At 70.5% G+C, this 21,565-nt stretch carries 12 protein-coding genes; 7 read left to right on the top strand and 5 right to left on the bottom strand.

Annotation, left to right across the window (positions count from 1 at the left end; all coding sequences use genetic code 11):
* Positions 1-17 precede the first annotated feature (17 nt).
* Entirely contained in the window at positions 18-6,056 is a 6,039-nt protein-coding gene (locus tag ACGFNU_RS34650) for a beta-ketoacyl synthase N-terminal-like domain-containing protein (protein ID WP_392600612.1), read from the top strand.
* Between the two features lie 130 nt (positions 6,057-6,186).
* Here ACGFNU_RS34650 and ACGFNU_RS34645 read toward each other — a convergent pair whose 3' ends face one another.
* The 4 genes from ACGFNU_RS34645 to ACGFNU_RS34630 all read right to left on the bottom strand — a co-directional run bounded on the left by ACGFNU_RS34645 (position 6,187) and on the right by ACGFNU_RS34630 (position 11,518).
* Positions 6,187-6,876, bottom strand: coding sequence for a hypothetical protein (locus ACGFNU_RS34645; RefSeq protein WP_392600611.1), 690 nt, complete (start codon positions 6,874-6,876; stop codon positions 6,187-6,189).
* Positions 6,877-7,033: 157 nt separating this feature from the next.
* Positions 7,034-8,512, bottom strand: a complete 1,479-nt coding sequence (locus tag ACGFNU_RS34640) for a PHA/PHB synthase family protein (protein WP_392600610.1) — start codon at positions 8,510-8,512, stop codon at positions 7,034-7,036.
* Between the two features lie 107 nt (positions 8,513-8,619).
* The gene (locus ACGFNU_RS34635) at positions 8,620-9,513 is read right to left on the bottom strand and encodes an alpha/beta fold hydrolase (protein ID WP_392600608.1); all 894 of its coding nucleotides are present in this window, start codon (positions 9,511-9,513) and stop codon (positions 8,620-8,622) included.
* Between the two features lie 208 nt (positions 9,514-9,721).
* Positions 9,722-11,518 (bottom strand): thiamine pyrophosphate-requiring protein, encoded by a 1,797-nt coding sequence (locus tag ACGFNU_RS34630; RefSeq protein ID WP_392600605.1) that lies wholly within the window; start codon positions 11,516-11,518, stop codon positions 9,722-9,724.
* A gap of 161 nt (positions 11,519-11,679) precedes the next feature.
* Between ACGFNU_RS34630 and ACGFNU_RS34625 the strand changes: the two genes are divergently transcribed.
* Positions 11,680-12,561 carry an alpha/beta fold hydrolase gene (locus ACGFNU_RS34625; protein WP_392600603.1) on the top strand — a complete coding sequence of 294 codons (882 nt, stop codon included), beginning with the start codon at positions 11,680-11,682 and terminating at the stop codon, positions 12,559-12,561.
* A gap of 82 nt (positions 12,562-12,643) precedes the next feature.
* Here the strand turns inward: ACGFNU_RS34625 and ACGFNU_RS34620 are convergent, their stop codons facing one another.
* Positions 12,644-13,189: a hypothetical protein gene (locus ACGFNU_RS34620; RefSeq protein ID WP_392600601.1), complete on the bottom strand. Its 546-nt coding sequence runs from the start codon at positions 13,187-13,189 to the stop codon at positions 12,644-12,646.
* A 376-nt stretch (positions 13,190-13,565) separates the two neighbouring features.
* Here ACGFNU_RS34620 and ACGFNU_RS34615 point away from each other — a divergent pair, with 376 nt between their 5' ends.
* The 5 genes from ACGFNU_RS34615 to ACGFNU_RS34595 all read left to right on the top strand — a co-directional run bounded on the left by ACGFNU_RS34615 (position 13,566) and on the right by ACGFNU_RS34595 (position 21,549).
* A complete protein-coding gene (locus ACGFNU_RS34615) occupies positions 13,566-15,611 on the top strand; it encodes a 1-acyl-sn-glycerol-3-phosphate acyltransferase (protein ID WP_392600599.1) in 2,046 nt (681 codons plus the stop codon).
* Entirely contained in the window at positions 15,608-17,119 is a 1,512-nt protein-coding gene (locus ACGFNU_RS34610) for an HAD-IB family hydrolase (RefSeq protein WP_392600597.1), read from the top strand. The genes ACGFNU_RS34615 and ACGFNU_RS34610 overlap by 4 nt, the downstream gene beginning before the upstream one ends.
* A 54-nt stretch (positions 17,120-17,173) precedes the next feature.
* Positions 17,174-17,428, top strand: coding sequence for an acyl carrier protein (locus ACGFNU_RS34605; protein ID WP_392600595.1), 255 nt, complete (start codon positions 17,174-17,176; stop codon positions 17,426-17,428).
* 1 nt (position 17,429) lies between these two features.
* Entirely contained in the window at positions 17,430-18,653 is a 1,224-nt protein-coding gene (locus ACGFNU_RS34600) for a beta-ketoacyl-[acyl-carrier-protein] synthase family protein (RefSeq protein ID WP_392600593.1), read from the top strand.
* A gap of 388 nt (positions 18,654-19,041) precedes the next feature.
* Complete coding sequence (locus ACGFNU_RS34595; RefSeq protein ID WP_392600591.1) at positions 19,042-21,549, top strand: MMPL family transporter; 2,508 nt, start codon at positions 19,042-19,044, stop codon at positions 21,547-21,549.
* Positions 21,550-21,565: the final 16 nt, after the last annotated feature.

Genomic DNA, 21,565 nt, shown 5'->3' with positions numbered 1-21,565 from the left:
CCGGACGGAAGGCAGTGATGTTCGAACCCATCGCGATCGTGGGTCGTGGATGCGTGCTTCCCGATGCGCTGAGCCCGTCCGCGCTGTGGGACAACGTCGTCGCCGGACGGGTCAGCCTGCGTCCCGTGCCGGGGACGGACCCGCCCGCACGCGGCGGTCATGTGCGCGGCTTCGAGAAGGTCTTCGATCCGGCCGGTTTCCTCATCGACCAGGACGACCTGATCTCCCTCGACCCGCTCTTCCACTGGGCGATGCACTGTGGCCGCGAGGCCCTGCGCGAGGCGGGCATGGCCGGGCCGCTCCCCCGGGCCGGGCTGATCCTGGGCAATCTCGGCTATCCGTCTCACGGCATGAGCCGGTACGCCGAGCATGTCTGGGCGCGGTCACTGCGAGCGGAGGTGCACCAAGCCGTCGCGCAGGGCCCGGATCGCGATCCGCGCAGGCTGGATCCCGATCCGCGCAACCGGTTCTCCTGCGGCCTGGCCGCCCACCTGACGGCGCGGGCACTTGGTCTCGGGGGCGGCTCGCTCGGGCTGGACGCGGCCTGCGCGTCGTCGCTGTACGCCATCAAGATCGCGGTTGACCGGCTCCACGACGGCTCGGCCGACGTGATGCTGGCGGCGGCGGTCAACCGTTCCGATGACCTGTTCCTGCGCGCGGGGTTCGGCGCTCTGCAGGCGATCAGCCCGACGGGGCGGAGCCGCCCGTTCCACCGCGGTGCCGACGGGCTCGTACCGGCGGAGGGGGCTGCGTGCGTCGCGCTCATGCGGCTGGCGGACGCGACGCGCGCGGACGTACCGGTCCTGGCGGTCATCCGGGGCATCGGGCTGTCGAACGCGGGGCGCGGGCAGGGCCTGCTCGCCCCGTGCCAGGAATCCCAGGAACGCGCGGTGCTCGCCGCGTATCGCGCCGCGCGGGTGCCACCCGCGTCGGTGGCCCTCCTGGAGTGCCACGCCACGGGCACGAGGCTCGGTGACGCGGTCGAGGTGCGCGGCGCGGCGAAGGTCTTCGCCGATGTCCGTGACCTGCCCGTCGGCTCGGTCAAGTCGAACCTGGGGCATCCGGTGACGGTCGCGGGGCTCGCCGGGCTGCTGAAACTGATCGGTGCCCTGCACGCCGGTGTCCGTCCGGCCACGCTCGGCGCCGACGAGCACACCGATGCCCTGGACGGCACGCCGCTGCGGCCCCTCCAGGAGAACGAGCCCTGGGAGGGGCCGCGGCGCGCGGGTCTCAACACGTTCGGCTTCGGCGGCAACAACGCCCATCTCGTCCTCGACGGCTGGCCTTCCCCCGCCGGATCGGTCCGGGAGTCGCCCCGTCCGGCTCCCGACCCCGACCCCGATCCCGGTCCCATCGCCATCGTCGCCATCGGCACCCGGGTGGGCGACGGCCGTGACGAACACGACTTCGCGGACGCGCTGCTCGGCGGCAAGGCGACCGATCCCAGGCGCGACAACATCGAGACGCCCCTCGCAGGTCTGCGGTTTCCACCCAGCGACCTCAAACAGGCCCATGCGCAGCAACTGCTGATCCTCGACGCGGCGCGTGCGGTGGTGGCCGGGCGGCGGCTGCCACGCGAACGCACGATGGTCCTGATCGGCATGGGCTGCGACGCCGAAGTGGCGCGCTACACGGCCGGCTTGCGCGGCCCTTCCTGGCCGGCACGGCCCCTTCCGGACGGGTTCTCGCCGCCGCTGACGGCCGCCGGTGTGGTCGGGACGATGCCCAACATCGTCGCCAACCGGCTGAACTCACAGTTCGACCTGGCCGGGCCGGGGTTCTCCGTCTTCGCCGAGGAGGCGTCGGGACTGGCGGCACTCGAACTCGGGTGCCGTGCGCTGCGCGCGGACGAGGCGGACGTGGTCATGGTCGGCGCCGTCGACCTGTCCTGCGAACCGGTCCACGAAGCGTCCCTCCAGGCCATGGGGCACGCCCGCCCACCGGGAGACGCCGCCGTCGTACTCCTGCTGCGCCGCCTGCCGGACGCCGAACGCGACGGCGACGACGTCATCGCGCTCGTCGACGACTCCGGCTCCCCCGGTACGGAGCCGGGGCTCAGAATCGGTCCCGGTGCGCCGCGCGACGGCATCCCCTCGTTCGACCCCGTGACCCGGTTCGGCAGCCCGCACGCGGCCGAGGGCCTGGTCGCCGTCGCCGCGGCGGCGCTGGCGGTGCGGCACCGGGCCGTCCCCCGCACGCGCGGCCCGGCGGACCCGCTGCTGGGCGAGGCGCTCGCCGACGTGACGGCCGAACCGCTCGGCACCGCCCCCGCCCGGGTCAGGATCCGGGGCGCGGCACCCGCGTCCTGGTCGGCCGGTTCGTACTCCGTCCATCTGTTCCGCGGCCGGGACCGGCAGGAGGTCGCCGCCGCGCTCCACGGCGACCGGGACACATCGGCCACCGGCCCCTGCCGCCTCGCCCTCGTCGAACGGCCCGGCGACGACCTGGCCGATCGCCGGGAGGCGGCGCGGCGATGGCTCACCGGCCAGGGCGAACGGCCCGCCGCGACGGCGTTCAGGACGACGCCGCTGGACGGAGAGATCGCGTTCGTCTACACCAACGGATCGGCGTGCCATCCCGCGATGGGCCGATCGCTGATGCTCGGCTTCCCCGACGTCATGGACGAGATCAAAAGCCATTGCGGGCCCCTCGCCGAAATCAGCGAGCCGGTGCTCGCGGGGCGCCCGACGACCCCCGTCCAGCGGAACCTCGCCGCGACCCTCCTCGCCGACCTGCACACCCGCCTCACCCGGGACCGGCTCGGCATCCGCCCGGACGCGGTGCTCGGCTACTCCTCGGGCGAGGGCAGCGCCATGGTGGCGCTCCGGCTCTGGCAGGACGTCCCGGCCTTCGTCACCGAACTGATCCGGACCGGCGTCTTCACCCACGGCCTGATCGGCGAGCAGCGGATCCCGCGCCGGGCCTGGCGACGCATGGCGCTTCCCGACGACCGCTGGGTCAACCTCCTGGTGGCGGCCCCCGCCGAACGCGTACGCGCCGCGCTCCAGGACGAGCGCGCGGCCCACCTGCTGGTCGTGAACGCGCCTGATTCATGCGTCATCGGAGGAGCGGCGGACGCGTGCGAACGCGTCACACGCAGCCTCGGCGGATCCGTGGTCCCTACCGGATACGACATCGCCGCCCACACCCCCGTGCTGAACGAGGCGCACGAGGAGTTGTGGCGCCTGTACAACCGGCCCGTCCATGCCGAAGGGCCCACGCGCTTCTATACCGGGACGAGCGGAACCGCCTACGTCCCCACGTCCAAGACCGTCGCGGACGCGCTGACGACGCTGACCCTCTCCCAGGTCGACTTCGCGCGCACGGTCCGCACCGCCTGGAACGACGGAGTCCGGATCTTCATCGAACACGGTCCCGGCGGCCTGTGCTCCGGATGGATCTCGACGATCCTCCAGGATCGGGATCACCTCGCCGTCCCCCTGGACGGCGAGGACTCCTGCGGCCGGCTCGTCCAGGCGATCGCCGAACTGGCCGCCGCGGGCGTGTCCATGAAGCAGTCGGCCGTGCTCGACCAGCTGACCTCCGCGTCCAGGACGGCCGCACAGCCTCCGCACACGGTGGTGACCCCCGCGCACCCCCCGCCCGTAGCGGACCGCGCCGACGCCCTCATCACGCGGCAGACCGCTCCGTCGCTTGACCGGACGCAGCTTGAACGCCTCGCTTCGGGGAGGCCGTCGGACATCCTGGGTGAACGATTCACCGCTCTCGATGACCGGGCGCGGCGCACTCGCCTGCCGGAACCACCGATGCTGCTCGTCGACCGCGTGGCCGGCATCGACGCCGAACCGTGCTCCCTCGGCAAGGGCACCATCCGAACCGAGACCGACATCGACCGCGATGCCTGGTACCTCGACGGAAGCGGACGCATGCCCGCCGGACTGCTGATGGCGGCGGGCCAGGGTGACCGGCTGCTGCTCACCTGGCTGGGCGCCGACCTCCACGTCGCCGAAGACCGCGTGTACCGGCTGCTCGGCTGTGACCTGACCTTCCATGCGAGCCCGCCACAGATCGGCGAGACGCTCACCCATCGCATCAGCGTCGACGGCCACGGCACGCACGACGGGGTACCCCTGTTCTTCTTCAACAGCCGGTGCGAGGTCGGCGGGCGACCGAAGCTCACCGTGAGCAACGCGCAGGCCGGCTACTTCACCGACGACGAGTTGACCGCCTCGCAAGGTGTGCCGTGGGATCCGACCGGAACGGCGCCACCGCGCGGACGGGTGGACGCGCCTCCAATCGTGGGATCGCGAACCTCGTTCGACTGCACGCGAGTCAGGGCCTTCTCCGAGGGCAGACCGGACCGTTGTTTCGGTCCCGGCTGGGAGGGGACGCGGGCGCATCTCCGGCCGCCCCGCATCGGAAACGGCCGTATGCAGCTCCTGCACCGGGTCTGCGACTTCGACCCGCAGGGCGGCCCGTGGCAGCGCGGCTACCTGCGCGCCGAGTTCGCCGTCAGCCCGCAGGAATGGTTTTTCCGCGGACACTTTCCCAACGACCCGTACATGCCTGAGGCACTCATGCACGAAGCCTGCCTCCAGGCGATGGCGTTCTACCTGGCCGCGCTGGGATTCACCATCGACCGCGACGGCTGGCGCTTCGAGCCGGTCCCGGCGCAGACCTGCCGGCTCCGGTTCCGGGGGCAGGTCACGCCGGCGAGCCGCTCCCTCACCTACGAGATCTTCGTGTCCGAGGTCGCCGGCGGCCCCCGGCCCGTCCTGTACGCCGACGCGTTGTGCACGGTCGACGGTGTCAAGGCCCTCCACGCCCGGCGTCTGGGCCTGCGCCTGGTCCCGGACTGGCCCTTCGAGCACTGGAGCCGGCTCGGCCGGCCCGCGGCGCAGCACAGCGGAGAGCCCGTTCCACCCGAACGCCTCGGCGGTCTGGTCGGCCACCGGCAGGATCCGGCGACCGTCGAAGACCGCCGGCACGACTATCCGGCCCTGCTGGCCTCCGCGTGGGGAACGCCGGCTCACGGCCGTGAGCAGGCGGCGGTACGGCTGCCCGGTCCGCCGTACCTGTTCCTGTCGCGAGTGTCGGAGACCGGCTCCGCCTTCAACGGTACGGGCGCGGGAGCCGGTGCCGTCGCGGAGTACGACCTGCCGAGCCGTGCCTGGTACTGGCGGCAGAACGGGTTCCCGACAACGCCGCTGGCCGTGCTGCTGGAGATCGCACTCCAACCCTGCGCGTGGCTCATCGGCCGTCTCGAGCTGCCGGCCGCGGCCCGGCCGGGGATCCGCCTGCGCAACCTCGGCGGATCCGCGAGCATCCTGGGAGAATTGTTCCCCGCCAGCGGCGGCGTCCGAACGAACGCGCAGCTCACCGGCGTCCGCGACGACCCCGACGCCACCGTCCTCACCTTCGAGGTCACCTGCCGGACCGGCGACCAGGTGCTCCGCCTCGACACCGAGTTCGGCCTGCTGGCCGTCGACTCCAGGGCCTGGCGATCGGGCGCACTCCCGTCCGCCCTCGAACAAGGGCCGCCTCCGCAGCCCCATGGCGACCCGATCGACCTGCGAACGCGTCCCCGCGACCTGTTCGGCGGCCGGCTCCGGCTGGCCGGTTCCATGCTGCTGATGATCGACCGGCTGACCGGGTGGTGGCCGGACGGCGGCGCGGCCGGTCTCGGCCGCGTCCGCACCGAGACCGACGTCGATCCCGCCGACTGGTACTTCAAGGCGCATCTCTTCCAGGACCCGGTCCTGCCCGGCAGCCTCGCTCTTGAGGCCATGGCCCAGACCCTGCAGCTGTACATGATCGAAAGCGGCCTCCACACCGGTGTCCGCGATCCCCGGTTCGAACCGTTCCGGCTCAGCCACGCCGTCACCTGGAAACACCGGGGACAAGCGGACCCCGGCTCCGTTCGCGTCACCATCGACCTGGAGATCGTCTCGACCGGTGCGGACCCCACCGGCCCTTACGCCGTGGCGGACGCCTGGTTGTGGGCCGACGGCGTCTGCATCTGCGAGGCCCGGGGGATGGGAATGCGCATCGTTCCACGAAGGTCCGCCACCAGCCGTTCCCTGCCACCGCAGTGACCAGAGCAGCGCCGGCGCAGTGCCAGAACACGGTCGGCGCAGTGCCAGAGCAGGGACGATCGACTGTGCGCGGGAGCCGCAGGGCTCGTCCGCCTCACCGGTGCCCAGGCGGCTTCTTGGCGGGGCCGATCTAGGGCAGCGTCGGACGGCCATCGCGCAGGAACACGTAGGTATCAGCGACCTCGTAGGCGTGCGCGGCCGCAAGATGGCGACGGTGCTCGGCGTTCAGGCGCGCCAGCCGCGGCGAGGCCAGGGCCGTGACCAGGTCATGCCGGCTGGCCGCACCGAGGATCAAGCAGCCGTGGAAACGGTGAGCCGCCGGATAGTCGTGGGCCACGTTGGGAGAGTTCCACAGGTGCCGGCACCAGGGCAGGAACACCATGCTGCGCGTCTCGCCCAACGCGTCCAGTCCGGCCAGGCGCGGGGCCAGCAGGTCGTTGACGTACGTACCGAACCGGACACGGCCCACGCTGGGACGGGCCCGCAGCAGAACCACGGTCCGGAACCCGACGGTCTCCGCGTTTCCATGCCAGCGGCCGCCCCTCGGCGCGGTGAGGTGCAAGATTGTGCGCCCGAACGCGTTGGCCTCGTCCCGTTGAACCTTCTGGCTCTGGCGGAAGCCCAGCAGCGGGCCCAGTGCCGTGCTGAAGGTGACTTCGGGTACGCCATCGATGCGCCGCTCGTCCGGGATGCGGGTCTGCACCCCTTCCAGCTCCGGCCACAGACCCTGGCCGTCCGAGGTGAAATGGTGCTGCCGGTACTCGGCATAGCCCGGAGTTCGGGCGACCAGTCGCGCGTGGGGACCACGCCAGTGATCCATCGCTTCCTGCCGGGGAAGGTCTGGTCGCATCCACAGCAACGTTGCCGATGTCCAGGTCTTTCTCATCGTCTCCTCGCTTCGGCGCGTGGACCGCCGAGGCCGGTGCGCCCGGCCACATCGGCCGTTCCCATCGGCCGGAGCGGCCCGTGCGGTTGTGTCAGGTGAGCACGTACGTACCTGGAGCCGGGTCCATGGGGGGATATCGAGCGCTGCCGGTCGAGGGCGGGACGCGCTGTGGTCCTGCCCGTTCGGCGAGCCAACGCGACCAGGGCCGCCACCAGCTGTCCTCGTATTCGGTCGCCTCGGCGGACCAGGTGTCGGCGTCCGGACAGGCGCGGCCGGTGGTCGTCCGGTAACGCGCCCCGGTGTCCGGAGGGGCGATCAGCCCCGCGATATGGCCGCCTACCGAGAGGTAGTACCGGACGTCGCCCGGCAGCAGGGCGACGGTCTTGTGTGAGATGCGCCAGGGGACGAGGTGGTCGTCGCTGGTACCGACCAGGAAGACGTCCTGGGTAATGCGGTCCAGCGGCAGCGGTCTGCCCGCGAGTTCCGCGGTGCCCCGGGCGAAGGCGTTGTCGATGCACAGGTCGCGCAGCAGGTACCGCTGCGCGCGGTGAGGCACGTTCAAGGTGTCACAGTTCCAGTAGAGAACGTCGTAGGCCGGAGGTTCCTTGCCCATCAACCAGTTGTCCTTGACCTGGTTCCAGAGCAGCTCGTTGGACCGCAGGAGCCGGAAGAAGGCTTCGAAGTCCTTGCCTCCGGTGAAGCCCTGGCGTTCGGTCAGGCGATCCAGCAACCGGACACCGGGCCCGCGCAGGAGCCTCCCCACGGCACCGGTCGTTATCAGCCTGGTGATGTCGCCGAAGTCGGCGGGGGTGTTCAGAGCGGTGACGCTGCGCAGCCGGGGCCTGTCGTCGTCGCGGTGCCAGGCCGCGAGCATGAGGCCCAGCAGGCCTCCCAGGCAGGATCCGCAGAAGTTGACCTCCTCTGCACCGGTGATGTCCCTGATCACCTCCAGCACGGGGAGCAGCCCCGCGCACAGGTAGTCGTCGTATCCGACGTTTCGGAGTGTGGCATCGGGATTGCGGTAGCTGATGACGAAAACGGTGTGGCCCTGATCCAGAGCCCACCGGATCAGGCTGCGGTCAGGGGTCAGGTCGGCGAGGTAGAACTTGTTCACCCACGACAGGTTGAACAGCAGCGGCAGCGCATGGACCGTCTCCGTGCGCGGCTCGTACTGGATCAGTTCCACGAGATGGTTGCGGAAGACGACCCTGCCCGGCGTGGTCGCCAGGTCACGGCCGACGACGAAGGCGCCCTTGTCCACGAGCGCGGGCATTCCCCGGTTGTCGCGCACGTCGGTCAGGAAGTTGCGCGCGCCGTGCGCCAGGCTGCGTCCCCGTGTGCTCCAGGCCCTGCGTGCGGCGGTGGGATTGGTGAAGAGGAAGTTCGGCGGAGCCACGGCGTCAGTGGTCGCCCGGGTGAGGACCCGCAAGGCCAGTTGATCGGTCGGGGCGAATGGCAGGGATTCCGTCACGCCGCGGACCAGACCGCTTCCCCGCAGATAGGTGCGCCGCAGCAGCCGCAGGCAGGTGTTCGACTGCCAGGCTGGATCGCAGAAGCGCGGATCGGGCACCGGCGCACCGGCCACGGCCCGGAGTGCGACCGACGGCCGGCGAAGCAAAGCCGGCGGGAGTCCGCCGACATCGACAGGTGGCTTCACAACGGCCCTTCCCCACGTGGTCAGGTGCCGACGGCAGCGGGCTCCACAGATTCATCACGTACGAAGGGACCGAGAGCGTCGACGAACTGACGGTGATAATCCAGATATGCGGCGTGACCGGCGACGTTGAGGACCTTCAGCCGGGCTTTGGGTATCTTCTTGACCGCGGCCCGGGCCTGCCGGACGGGGAACACCTCGTCATTCGCGCCCCAGATGACCAGTGTCGGCATCGCGAGGTCCTTGAGCCGGTCGCCAACGAGCCAACGCTGCCCGCTCAGCCCGTTCGCCCCGCGAATCGCCTCGTACGACGTCCGCAGCAACGTTTCGGATTCGGTGTTGCGGATCTGCTCGATCCATTCCCGGGGCGTCACCCGCCACGGGCGTCGGAACAGCATGCTGACCATCGAAGCCCTCAGCACCTCCCCACCCGGGGCCAGCATGGCTGCAATCATGGCTTCGGTGACCGGACGGGGAAGCATGGCGGTGACGACGAACGAGGGGTGCACGGCGCGGCCGAGCCCCGCCGAATCGGTCATGACCAGCCGCGTGACCCGCTCCGGATGGGCGAGCGCGAGTTCCGCCACTATCAGACCGCCACTGGAATGCCCGACCGCGATGACCTCGTCGATGGAGAGCGCGTCCAGAAAGGAGACAATGAACGACGCGAGCCGACCGGGGGTGACATCGCCGATGGGACTGGTCCCGCCATAGCCCGGTAGCGCCAAGGCCACGACACGGTGGGTGGACATGAAGTCCTCCATCGTCCTCTTCCAGTTCTCCGCGTTGGCGAAGTTGCCGTGCACCAGCAGCAGCACCGGCCCGGAACCCATCTCGTAATACAGCGTGGAGACTCCCTTGACGAGGATACGCCGTTCGATCAGCGCGGTCTCTCCCATCGCCACCTGTCCCTCCATTATCTGATGGTGGTCTGACAGATTCTTATCCCCATTACCTTTGTCCTTCTTGTAACGAAAACACATGCGCACAGCGTTCAGAAAGAAGCACTTCGGGCCGAGTCGAATTCCTTGGCGAACCTATTGCAACGGCGCGGCCGGCAGGTCCGGGGCACCCGCGAGGCCCTCGGCATGTGGCTCGCCGGCCGCGACGCGGTCCGGGACGAGATCACCTTCCGCCGCGGGGGCGGCCGAAGAGCTCCTGGGCCTTGGTCTTGAAACCCTTCCTGGTGAAGGCCCAGGCGTCCGGGTCGCCCTTCATGATGGCCGCGACGATGTCCTTGACCTGCTCGAACTCCGCGTGCGGCGGGATCGGCGGGATGTCGGGGTCGACGTGCACGTCCAGCACGACGGGGCGGTCGGCGCTCAGGGCCCGGTCCCAGGCCGGTCCGATCGCCTCGGGTTCTTTCACCTCGATCCCCTCAAGGCCCAGTGAACGGGCGAACGCGGCGTACGAGACGTCCGGCAGCAGTTGCGACTCGTCGAACCTGGGCTCGCCCTCCATCGCCCGCAGCTCCCAGGTGACCTGGTTGAGGTCGTTGTTGTGCAGGACGGCGACGATCAGGCGGGGGTCGGCCCAGCCGTGGTGGTAGCGCCGCACTGTGATCAGCTCGGCCAGCCCGTTCATCTGCATCGCGCCGTCGCCGACGAGCGCGATCGCGGGCCGGTCGGGCAGCGCGAACTTGGCGCCGATGGCGTACGGCACGCCCGGCCCCATCGTGGCCAGCGTGCCGGAGAGCGAGCCGCGGATCCCGCCGCGGAACTTCAGGTCGCGGGCGTACCAGGTGGCCGCCGAACCGGAGTCGGCGGTCACGATCGCGTTGTCGGGCAGCCGCGAGGACAGCTCCCAGAACAGCCGCATCGGGTTGATCGGGTCGGCGTCGACGTGCGCCTGCCGCTCCATGGTGTCCCACCACCGGGCGACGTTCCGTTCGATCCCCTGCCGCCAGGCGCGGCCGTCCTTGCGGCGCAGGAGCGGGATGAGCGCGCGCAGCGTCTCGGCGGCGTCACCGACCAGATTGACCTCCGTCGGATAGCGCAGGCCGATCATCCGGCCGTCCACGTCGATCTGCACCGCGCGGGCGGATCCGAACTCCGGCAGGGACTGGACGTACGGAAGGTTGGAGCCGACGATCAGCAGCGTGTCGCAGTCGCGCATCAGCTCGTACGAGGGCCGGGAGCCGAGCAGGCCGATCGCCCCGGTGACATAGGGCAGGTCGTCGGGCAGCACGTCCTTGCCCAGCAGCGCCTTGGCCACCCCGGCGCCGGTGCGTTCGGCGACCTCCTTGACCTCGTCCTGGGCACCGCGGGCACCCTGGCCGATCAGGATGGCCACCTTCGAACCGGCGTTGACCACCTCGGCGGCCCGTTCGATCTCGCTCCGCGGCGCGCAGGTCACCGGAGGGGTGTAGCCGGGCGGTGACGACGGCACGTTCTTGAAGGCGTGCACCGGCGGCGAGTACGGCTCCTCCTGCAGATCGGACGGGATGATCACACAGGTGGGGGCCCGTTCCGCCAGCGCGATGCGCATCGCGCGGTCGATCAGGTTGGGCAGCTGCGCGGGCACCGTGGCCAGCTGGACGTACGCGGCGACGTCCTTGAACAGGCACGGCAAGTCGATCTCCTGCTTGGAGCTGCCGCCGATGGCCGTGCGCGCGGTGTGCCCCACGATGGCCACCACCGGCACATGGTCGAGCTTGGCGTCATAGAGCCCGTTGAGCAGGTGGACGGCACCAGGCCCTCCGGTGGCCATGCACACGCCGGGCCGCCCGCTGAACTTGGCGTACCCGACCGCCTGGAACGCCGCCATCTCCTCGTGCCGGCTCTGGACGAACCGCGGCGGGTCGTCTGACCTGCCGAACGCCGCGATGACCCCGTTGATGCCTTCGCCGGGATAGCCGAAGGCATGGTCGACCTTCCATTCCCTGAGCCGTTCGAGAACGTAGTCGCCGACAGTTCGCCCCATACCCACCCCTTGGAGGTTCCGCCCCGAACGTCCCCTGGGCCGCCACCGGCAAACGCGTTCGCACACCACCCTCACCAGCGCCAAGTAACACTGGCGACCCGAACAGTCACGGACGGCTCTCGCCATGGCGGGATGTCGTACCCGTGTGGAAGGCTGCCCGGGTGTTGGAATCGTTCAAGGACTTCGATGAGTTCGACGTCGCCACGTCCGGCACGACGATCCACGGACGTCGCGGCGGCACCGGGCCACCGGTGCTCCTGCTGCACGGCATCCCCGAGACGCATCTCATGTGGCACCGGGTGGCGCCGCGGCTCGCCGAGCGCTTCACCGTGGTCGCCACCGACCTGCGGGGCTTCGGCTTCAGCGGCACTCCGCCGAGCGCGCCCGACCACGCCCCGTACAGCATGCGCGCGATCGCCCGCGACCAGGTCGAGGTCATGCGCGCGCTGGGCTACGAGCGGTTCGCGGTGGCGGGCCACGATCGGGGCGCGCGCTGCGCGTACCGGATGGCCCTCGACCATCCCGAGGCCGTCACCCGGCTGGCCGTGCTCGACATCGTGCCCACCGGGGAGGCCTACCGGCGCGCCGGCATGGAGTTCGCGCTCGGCTACTGGGCATGGTCCTTCCTGGCGGCGCCGGAGCCGGTGCCCGAGCAACTGATCGCCGCGGCTCCCGCCGTCCTGGTCGACCACATGCTCGACACCTGGTCGCAGAAGCCGGACGCCTTCCCTCCCGAGCTGCGGGCCGCCTACACCGCGCAGTTCGCCGACCCGGCCACGGTGCACGCCATCTGCGAGGAGTACCGCGCCGCCGCGACGCTCGACTACGCGCACGACGAGGCCGACCGCGGCAGCCGTCGCATCACCTGCCCGACGCTGGCCCTGTGGAGTGCGAGCGGCCCGGTCGCCGAGTGGTACGAACCGCTGGAGATCTGGCGGGATTGGGCCGACGACGTACGAGGCGGCCCCGTGAACGCCGGGCATTTCCTCCCCGAAGAAGCTCCCGACGAGACGACCCGCCACCTCCTCGACTTCCTCACCTGAACACACCCGCAGTCTGGGGGCGTCCCGGCAGAGGCCGTCATCTCAAGGCCCTCAGCTTTCAAGCTGTGCTGCCACCCCCTCGTCAGAAGCTTCGCTCGGCTTGCCAGCCGTAGGCGCTGAGGGTGTTGTGGAAGTACGTCGAAGGCATGGATCCGACACCGCCGGGCAGGTCGCCCAAAACGATGGAGTAGCTCTTCAGCGTCCGGACGGTCCTCGTCAGACAGTTGCTGTGGAACACGTCGTACTGCGAATGGGCTTGACGGCGGAATTGAGCCACCGCCGCCGCCGAATCCCCTGGGACGTTCCGGCAGCGAAATGCCCGGTAAGGGGTAACTGGCCGCTTGGAACGGAAAGCCGCCAGCAACCGGGGGAATTCGTACGGGCCTGTCATCCAGCTCTTTCCCGGCAGCCTCGGCCAGAACTCTTTGGTCTCCGTCGCTCCGCCGTACCAGAGCCCACTATCGGTGCGCACGGCCCATCCGACATGGCCCATGCCAACGAGCGGCGCATAGACCATGCAGGCCCGCCCGCCGGGCGAACGCGTCGTCACGGCACGCCCCCGGCCCGCCTGCGAGGCCACCGTCACGAGCAGCAATGCACAGAGGACGATCGAAATTCGTCGCCGCATAGGAAATATGCTCCGTTTGCTCCTTGCTCGACATGTCAGCACCGTCGGTGGACTTCCCGGAAGGTCGAGCGCGTATACCTCCGAGTTCGACTTCGCTTCACGTGGATCGAAACCGATCCCTCCGCACATACCTCGGCCCACCCCATATGGGCGATTAGTTTCCGTCGACCTCGGCCACCAAGGCACTTCACTCGCTGTTGGGTCTCCTAGTACCGCCGCATGGCGGTAAGTTCTTACCCCGTTACCCTCCGTATCCATTTGATGGCGCGAGGGTAGGCATTTGCCTATCGAGATGAGCGGTGTCGTTCCCTCCGCGATCCTGCATCGAGAACGGAAGGCCATGAGGAGAAACAGGCTCCGACCTGTCATCAAGGATGTGCTCGGTGCTCCAGCGGTGCAGGCCGAGACCGCCGAGCTCGCCGCCGGGCTGGGGATGCCGGCCGGGAAGGCCGAAGAGAAGCTCACGGCCCATCTGCGGCTGCTGGTGCCGACGCACGAGACGGGGCCCACGCGGCTGCTGCACGCGCTCTTGCATCCGGCGTTGTCCTGCTGGGACCTCCAGGTGGACCGGTCCGTGGCCGCCGAGCTCCGCCAGCTGGGCGGGCTTCACCCGTTGGTGTTCCTGCCCGCACACCGGGGCTACGCCGATCCCATGCTCCTGGCCACGACGTTCCGGGCGGTCGGGCTCCCACCGACCATCCGGTTCGCCGGCGACAACCTGTCCTTCTGGCCCATCGGGCCTCTGGGCCGTCGTACGGGCTCGGTGTTCATCCGGCGCAACTTCGCCGGCGACCGTCTCTACACGCTGGCCATCCGCAGTTTCATCAGGTACGCGGTGCGTCACGGCCACAACCTGGAGTGGTACCCGGAGGGCACCCGTTCGCGCACCGGACAGCTGAGCCCGTTCCGGCACGGCCTCACCCGGACCCTGGTCGAGGTCCTGGACGACAGCCCGTCCGGTGATGCGTATGTGGTGCCGGTCACCATCTCCTACGAGCTCCTCCCCGACGCCGAGCGGCTGGTCGCCGAGGACGCCGGCCGGCCCAAACGGCCCGAAGGGGTGCGATGGCTCATCGAGCACTGCCGGGCCAGCCGACGGCTGCGCGGCGGCCGTGCCTGGATCAGTTTCGGCACGCCGTTCTCGATCCGGGAGCACATCGCCCCGGCGCAGCCGGGCACCGACGCGAAAGACGACGGCCGCGGGGTGACCGCACCGGGCGCCGGCAAGGCCGAAGCCCCCGCCAGCGGGTGGCGAGCGGCCCGCGCGGTGGGCAGGGAGCTGGACTGCCGGCTCCGAGCCGCGAGCCCGGTGACCCCCGGTTGCCTGCTCATTCTGGTCTTGACCGGCGGGCACCGCGAGCCGCGCGACGTGTGGCAGATCATGCGCGAGCTCAAGTCGCTGATGGCGTTCATCGGCAGCCGAAAGATACCGGGGGTCGGGCTGCGACCGCTGAGCTCGCAGCGGGAGGTCCAGCGCGTACTGGGCCGGCTGGTGCGCGCCGGCGCGGTCGCCGTCGACGTTCCCGGCCCCGCCTCTCCGAGCCGCTACCGCATCGGCGCCGCGCAGGCCCACCTGGCCGCGTTCTACCGCGAACAGACCGTCCACTGGTTCGTCACGCGAGCCATCGCCGAACTCGCGCTGGCCACCGCCACGGACGGCACGGCGGCCGAGGTCGAGTCATGGGCCTTGCGCCTGCACGGCCTGCTCGGCGGCCTGATCCCGCTGCCCGAACCCACGGCCTTCTTGGCCGAGCTGCACCACGAGCTGGCAGAGATCGGCTGGCCGGACGGAGAACCGGAGGCCGTCGCGGCCCTCTCCCCCACCCGGCTGCTGGCCGAGCAGCCGTTTCTGCTGGGGCATCGCGTGCTCGGCGGTGCCCTGGAGGCGGCGCTCGCAGCGGCCACCGCTCAGGCCGACTCCCATGAGCAGGCGGGACGTCCGGAGTTCCCCGGCGGTCAGGGCGCGCTCACGGGACGCTGGCCCGAATCGCGCTCCCAGAACCGATGGCGGGCCGCGACCGCCGCCGCGACCAGGGCCACCGCCGCCAAGAACACCGCCGGTCATGACTCCGAGCCTGATACGGCCGACCGCAGGGCCGAAAGACGGCGCGCGTACGTCGCCGACCTTGCCGCCGCCGTCCGCGGCCTCGACCTCGTCGCCGACCTCGACGTCCGAGCCGACCAGGGCCGAGCCGACCAGGGCCGAGCCGCCGGCGACCGGACCACCGACGGGCGGAGCACCGACGGGCGGAGCACCGACGGACGGAGCGCGACCGATGCCGGGGGCCCGCACGCCGAGGCCGCGTCCGAATCAGATGCCGCCGGCGTGCCGCCGCCGTCGCCGGCGTTCGCCGACAGCAGGCCCGTGGCCTCCAGCGGCGGCGTCGCCGACAGGAACGATGAAGAACGAGAGAAGCCATGACCACCACCGAACCCCCGATGCCCGCCGAGGTGGGCATCGAGGCGTCCATGCGGACGTCGATGGTCGAGCAGGCACGGGTCGAGCACATCCTCGCCGGCCCGCGGGGTCCGCACATCGGTGCCTTCTTCGACTTCGACGGGACCGTCGTGGCCGGGTACTCGGCCAGCGCGTTCCTGAACGCCTATCTGCGCCGGCTCGCAGCCGACCCGGCGCACCTGCGCCGGGCGGCCGGAACGATCGGCGTCTCCCAGGTCGTCCGCCTGATGTCCACGACCAGCCGCGCGGAGACCCGCGACCGCGACATGCGGGCCCTCTACGAACTGTGCCTGGCCGTCCTCGCCGGACGCGAGGAGGAAGAACTCGGCCGCCTGGGCGAGCAGGTCATGGCCGCGAAGCTGGCCGCGCGGCTGCACTGCCAGGTCTGGCGGATCATCCAGGCGCACCAGCGCATGGGCCACACCATCGTCCTGGTGTCGTCGGCCACCCGCTACCAGATGGCGGCGCTGGCCCGCGAACTGGGCATCGAGCACATGTTGTGCACCGAGATGGAGCTCGACGGCGCGGCCTTCACCGGCCGGCTGGCCGGCCCTCTGATGCGCGGCCCCCGCAAGGCCACGGCGACCGCCGCGTTCGCCGCTGACCGCGCCATCGACCTGACCCGCAGCTATGGCTACGCCGACACCCACGACGACCTGGACTTCCTGCGGGCCGTCGGAGAGCCGTGTGTGATCAACCCCACCGGCGCCATGGCGCAGGCGGCCGCCGGGGCCCGCTGGCCGATCCTGCCGCTCGGCCGGCGCCCGCCACGGCCGGAGACCCTGGTCCGCTCGCTGCTGGCCTGGGGCAGTCTCGCGCCGACGCTGCTCGCGGCCGCCGGGTTGGGCCTGCCGGCCGGATCCGGAGGGCTGACTGCCGGTCTCGAACTCTCGCTGGCCTCCCGCGCGTTCCTGCGGGCCGCGGGAGTACGGCTGCGGATCGAGGGAGGACAGCACCTCCGCACGCAGCGTCCCGCGGTGTTCATCAGCAATCACCAGAGCCCTCTGGACGCGACGCTCGTCACGCAGCTCCCGATCTCCGGCTTCACCATCGTGGTCAAGGACGAGCTGCGGCGCATACCGGGGCTGAGCCGGGTCACCAACCTGCTGTACGTCGAGCGCACCTCACCGCAGGCGGCGCAGCAACTGCTCGACGAGGCCCTGGGCAGACTCGGCGGCGGTACTTCGGTCGTCATCTTCCCCGAGGGCAGCCGATCGCTCACCCCCACTCCCGGACCCTTCAGGAAGGGCGCCTTTTTCATCGCCAGAAAAGCGGGAGTTCCCGTGATTCCGATCATCATCCACAATTCGGGTCAGCTGATGGGACGTTCTCGCAAGACGGTGACCTCGGGTGAAGTGAGAATCACCGTCGCCCCGCCCATCGATGTCTCCACCTGGAAGATCCGCCAGTTCGACGATCGGATCGCCGAAGTCCGAGACCTGTATCTGAGCACCCTCGCCGGATGGGGATGAGGGGCTTCGTTCCTCTCATACGCAGCCGGGGCCGACAGAACGAGATGGAGAACGATGGACAGCAACGAGACCACTTCGCGCCTGACGTTCCAGCACCTCGCCGAGTTGGTGAGCCGGGAATTCGACGTCCCGCTGGAGCGAGTCACCGAGAAGACGTCGTTCGCAGATCTGGATCTGGACTCGCTGTGCGCGATCGAGCTGGTCGCCCTGGTCGAGGAGGAGTTCGGGACGATGGCCGTCGACTCGTCGCTCAACCTGCAGCAGCCGCTGGGCGAGGTCATGGCCATCCTCGACCGGAGCGCCTCCTGACATGCCGGCTCCTGATGTCGTGATCACCGGTCTCGGCCTGGTCACCGCCGCGGGCATAGGGACGGCGGCCACCTGGCAAGGGGTGTGCGCCGGGCGGTCGCCGGCCGTGCGCCAGCCGCAACTGGACGGGCTGGGGGTGGACTTCGCCTGTCACGTGCCGCAGTTCGACGCCGACGCGATATTGGGCAAACGGCTGGCGCGCACTCTCGACCGGGGGCACCAGTTCGCGCTGACCGCCGCCATGGAAGCCGTGGCCGATGCCGGGCTGGATCCGCGCGGCTGGGACGGCACGCGCGTCGGGGTCGTCCTGGGGTCGGCCATCGGCGGCATCGCCTCCCTGGAGGACGCCCACGGCCGGCTGCTGCGGCAAGGACCGCGCGCCGTGCCGCCGCTCACCATGCCCAAAGTGCTGAACAGCATGGTCGCGGGCCAGGTGGCGCGTGTTCTGGAGGCCCGGGGCCCGTCCCTGGCGAGCTCGGCCGCATGTGCCTCCGGGTCCGCCGCCTTGCACCTGGCAAGGGATCTTCTTCGGGCCGGCAGCGCCGACATCATGATCTGCGGAGGCGTCGACGCCTCGCTCACCCCGCTGGTGGTGGCCGCCTTCGATCGCCTGGGCGCCCTGTCCAGGCGGCGCGACGACCCCGCCGCCGCGTCCCGCCCCTTCGACGCGGACCGTGACGGCTTCGTGATGGGCGAGGGAGCCGGTGTGCTGGTGCTGGAACGCGCCGCCGGCGCCCGTGCCCGCGGTCGCACGCCCTACGCCGGGCTGGCCGGATGCGGATCGACCAACGACTGCCATCACCCCACCGCTCCCGACCCCGAGGGCCGCGGCGCCGAAGCGGCGATCCGCCTGGCCCTGGCCGACGCCGGAGCTGACCTGGCCGACGTCGACCACATCAACGCTCATGGCACCGGCACCCGGCTCAACGACGCCGTGGAGGCCCAGCACATGCACCGGCTCATGCCGGCCGGTGTGCCGGTGACGGCCAACAAGGGGGTGCTCGGCCACACGCTGGCGGCCTCCGGCGCCATCGAGGCGGCTCTGACGGCCTTGACCCTTCGAGAAGGAATGATCCCCCCGGTGGCCAATCTCGACCGGCAGGACCCCGATATCAAGCTCGACATGGTCACCGGCCAGGCACGCTCTGCCGACATCGAGCTCGCTTTGAGCAACTCTTTCGGCTTCGGCGGCCACAACGTGGTCTTGGCGCTCGCCCAGCCCTGAGCAGAACTTCCGAACCATTCACCCGGCGCGCGCCGGCCACCGGCTGAGTCCGCCGCCTTATGGCCCATTGCCTGCATAAACTACAAAGAGTTAAGTTTCGAATTCGTAAGGTCATGGTAGGTGAAGGAGTGCGTCAAGCCCGGGTGCCGTTCTTCAGTTCTTGGGCTGCGCATGCCCAGGACGACCAGCATCGACGCCAAGGACCACTTCTGATGACCGTCCAACATGCCGCTCAGTACGTCGCCCTGCGTCTCCACGGACCTCTCGTCCGGCGCGCCGCGGGCGGACAGAGCGGTGGGCGCCGGTGAGCCGGCCCTGGTATCGGCCGAGGCATGCCCCTCGGTCACGGCGTCATCCCGGTGGTCTGGCTCGCTACGCGCGCTGGTGCGTGATTCATCGACGGCGGCTGCTGGCCGTCGCGTTCGTGCTGATGGCCGTGCTGGGGATGATCTCGCTCGGGCTGGACCGGCGGCTGTCCAACGGCGGGTTCATCGCCGACGGCACCGAGTCGACGCGAGCCGATGCCGTACTGGCGCGGCGGTTCCAGGCCGGCCCGTCCGACCTGGTGTTGCGGGTGACCGCCGACGACCGCGTGGACTCTCCCGAGGCGGCCAGGGCGGGCGTCCGGCTGAGCCGCTGGATCGCCGCCCAGGAGAGCGTCGAGCTCGTCCAGTCGTACTGGCTGTCGCCGGACCCGGCGCTGCGCTCCGCCGACCAGCGGTCGGCGCTGCTCCGAGTGGCCTTCAGGGGAGATGGGGCGGACGCGACGCGGGCGGCCGAAGAACTGGTGCCACGGATGACCGAGCAGGCACGGCCCTTGCGCGTGGCCACGACCGGGCTCGCCTGGGCGGAGGTACAGGCCCTGCGCATGGCCAGACAGGATCTGCACCGCGCCGAACTGCTGACCGCGCCGCTGCTGGCCATCATTCTGCTACTGGCTTTCCGGTCCGCCTACGCGGCGCTGCTGCCATTGCTGATCGCGAGCCTGACCATCGTCGCCACGCTGGCCGTGCTCCGGCTGAGCACCCACGTCATGCAGGTCACGGTGTACGCGCCCAACGTCGCGATGGGGCTGGGCTTCGGCCTGGCGATCGACTACAGCCTGTTCATCACCACCCGGTTCCGCGACGAACTCAGCCGCGGCGCGGGAGTCGAGGAGGCGTTGCAACGGACCATGATGACCGCGGGCCGCACCGTGCTCTTCTCAGGCCTCACCGTGGCCACCGCCACCGCATGCCTGTTCGTCATCCCGCTCGATATCGTACGGTCGCTGGCGTGGACGACGATCGTCGTCGTGGCGATGGGCGCCGCGTCCACCATGCTCGTCCAGCCGGCCATGCTGGCGGCGGTCGGTGCCGGCATCGACCGTGGCGACCCGGTCGGCTGGCTCCGCCGCCGATCCGCCCATCGGCCTTCCCCCGCCGCGCCGGGAACAGACCCCCGCATGCGGCTGCCGTGGGCGCGACGACGCCGAACGGGCGGCCGCGAAACCGCGAAGGGGGCATGGCACCGCATCGCGGCGATGGCCACGCGGTGGCCGGTGTGGGTGGGCGGGTCGTGCGTGGTGGTGTTGTGCCTGCTGGCGATGCCCTTCGCCCACGCCCAGTTCGGGGTCGCCGACGAGCGGGTGCTCCCCGCGTCCGCCGAGGCGCACGCCACCAGCATCGGTATCGGCCGCGACTTCGCCACCCCCCTCGACCGCGATTTCTACATCGTCCTGCCGCACACCGGCGCCACCGGCCATCGTGCCTGCCAGAAGATCGTCAGCTACGCCGAACGGCTGGCCTCCGTGCCCCAGGTGTCAGTCGTCCGGACCGTGACCGGCGTCTACCGGGGCACCACTGTCCGCCCCTCCGCGCCCGATGCGGGGATGCCGTCCGACGAAAGGTTCGCCTGCCGCGACCACCCGCCGTCAAGCCCGTCCGCACCCGAGAACCGACCCGTGCCCGCGAGCAACGCGGGGCATCCGCCGGGTGGCTGGGCGTCGCAGTCGCAGGAAGCACGGGAGGCGTTGTTCGTGCGCCGCTTCACCTCCGGTGACGCGACACTGATCACCGTGTCGGGACCGCATGGCTTCCAGAGCGCCGGAGCCCGCCGCATGCTCGCGCGAATCCGCCAGGTGCCCGCCCCCGGCGAACGTCTGATCACCGGCCGCACCTCGCAGGCGACCGACACGCTCGCGGTGGTGCAGGGGCATCTGCCGCTGGTCGGGACGCTGGTCGCGGGGTCGGTGCTGGTGCTGCTGTTCCTGTTCACCGGTGGCCTGCTGGTGTCGGCCAAGGCGGTGGCGATGGGCGCGCTCAGCCTGACCGCCATCTGCGGCGCCGTCGTCGCCGTCTTCCAGGACGGACATCTGCGCACGGTACTGGGCAGCTTCACCATGACGCACCAGGTCGAACTGCTCGCGCTCATCTTCACGGTCACGGTGGCGTTCGGGCTGTCGGTGGACTACGAGGTGTTCCTGCTGTCACGGATCAAGGAGCACTACCGGACCGGCGGCGACCACACGGCCGCCGTGGTCAAGGGCATCGCCGGCACCGGACGGCTGGTCACCGTCGCGGCGGTGGCGGTGGCGGTGTCGACCGGCTTCCTGGTCGCCTCCAGCATCATGCTTCTGAAGATCATCGGTGTCGGGCTCGCACTGGGCGTCCTGGTCGACGCCACCGTCGTCCGCGGCCTGCTCGTACCGGCCTTCATGCGGCTCACCGGCCCCGCCAACTGGTGGGCACCAAGACCGCTCGCCCGGCTGCAGCAACGCGCCGGACTGACCGAGGTCGAAGTGCCCGAGCACCGGCCACGGCGCCCCCATCGGCTGGCGCGGACGCTGGCGCTCCTACGCGGGCCGGAGCGGCGGACGGGAGATCGGACCGTCCACCACGACCTGACCCGCCCCTGACGCTTCACACGCTCTT

It is taken from the genome of Spirillospora sp. NPDC048911 (assembly GCF_043198015.1).
In the GTDB taxonomy this organism is placed as follows: domain Bacteria; phylum Actinomycetota; class Actinomycetes; order Streptosporangiales; family Streptosporangiaceae; genus Spirillospora.
This window is presented reverse-complemented; position numbering and strand designations above follow the sequence as displayed.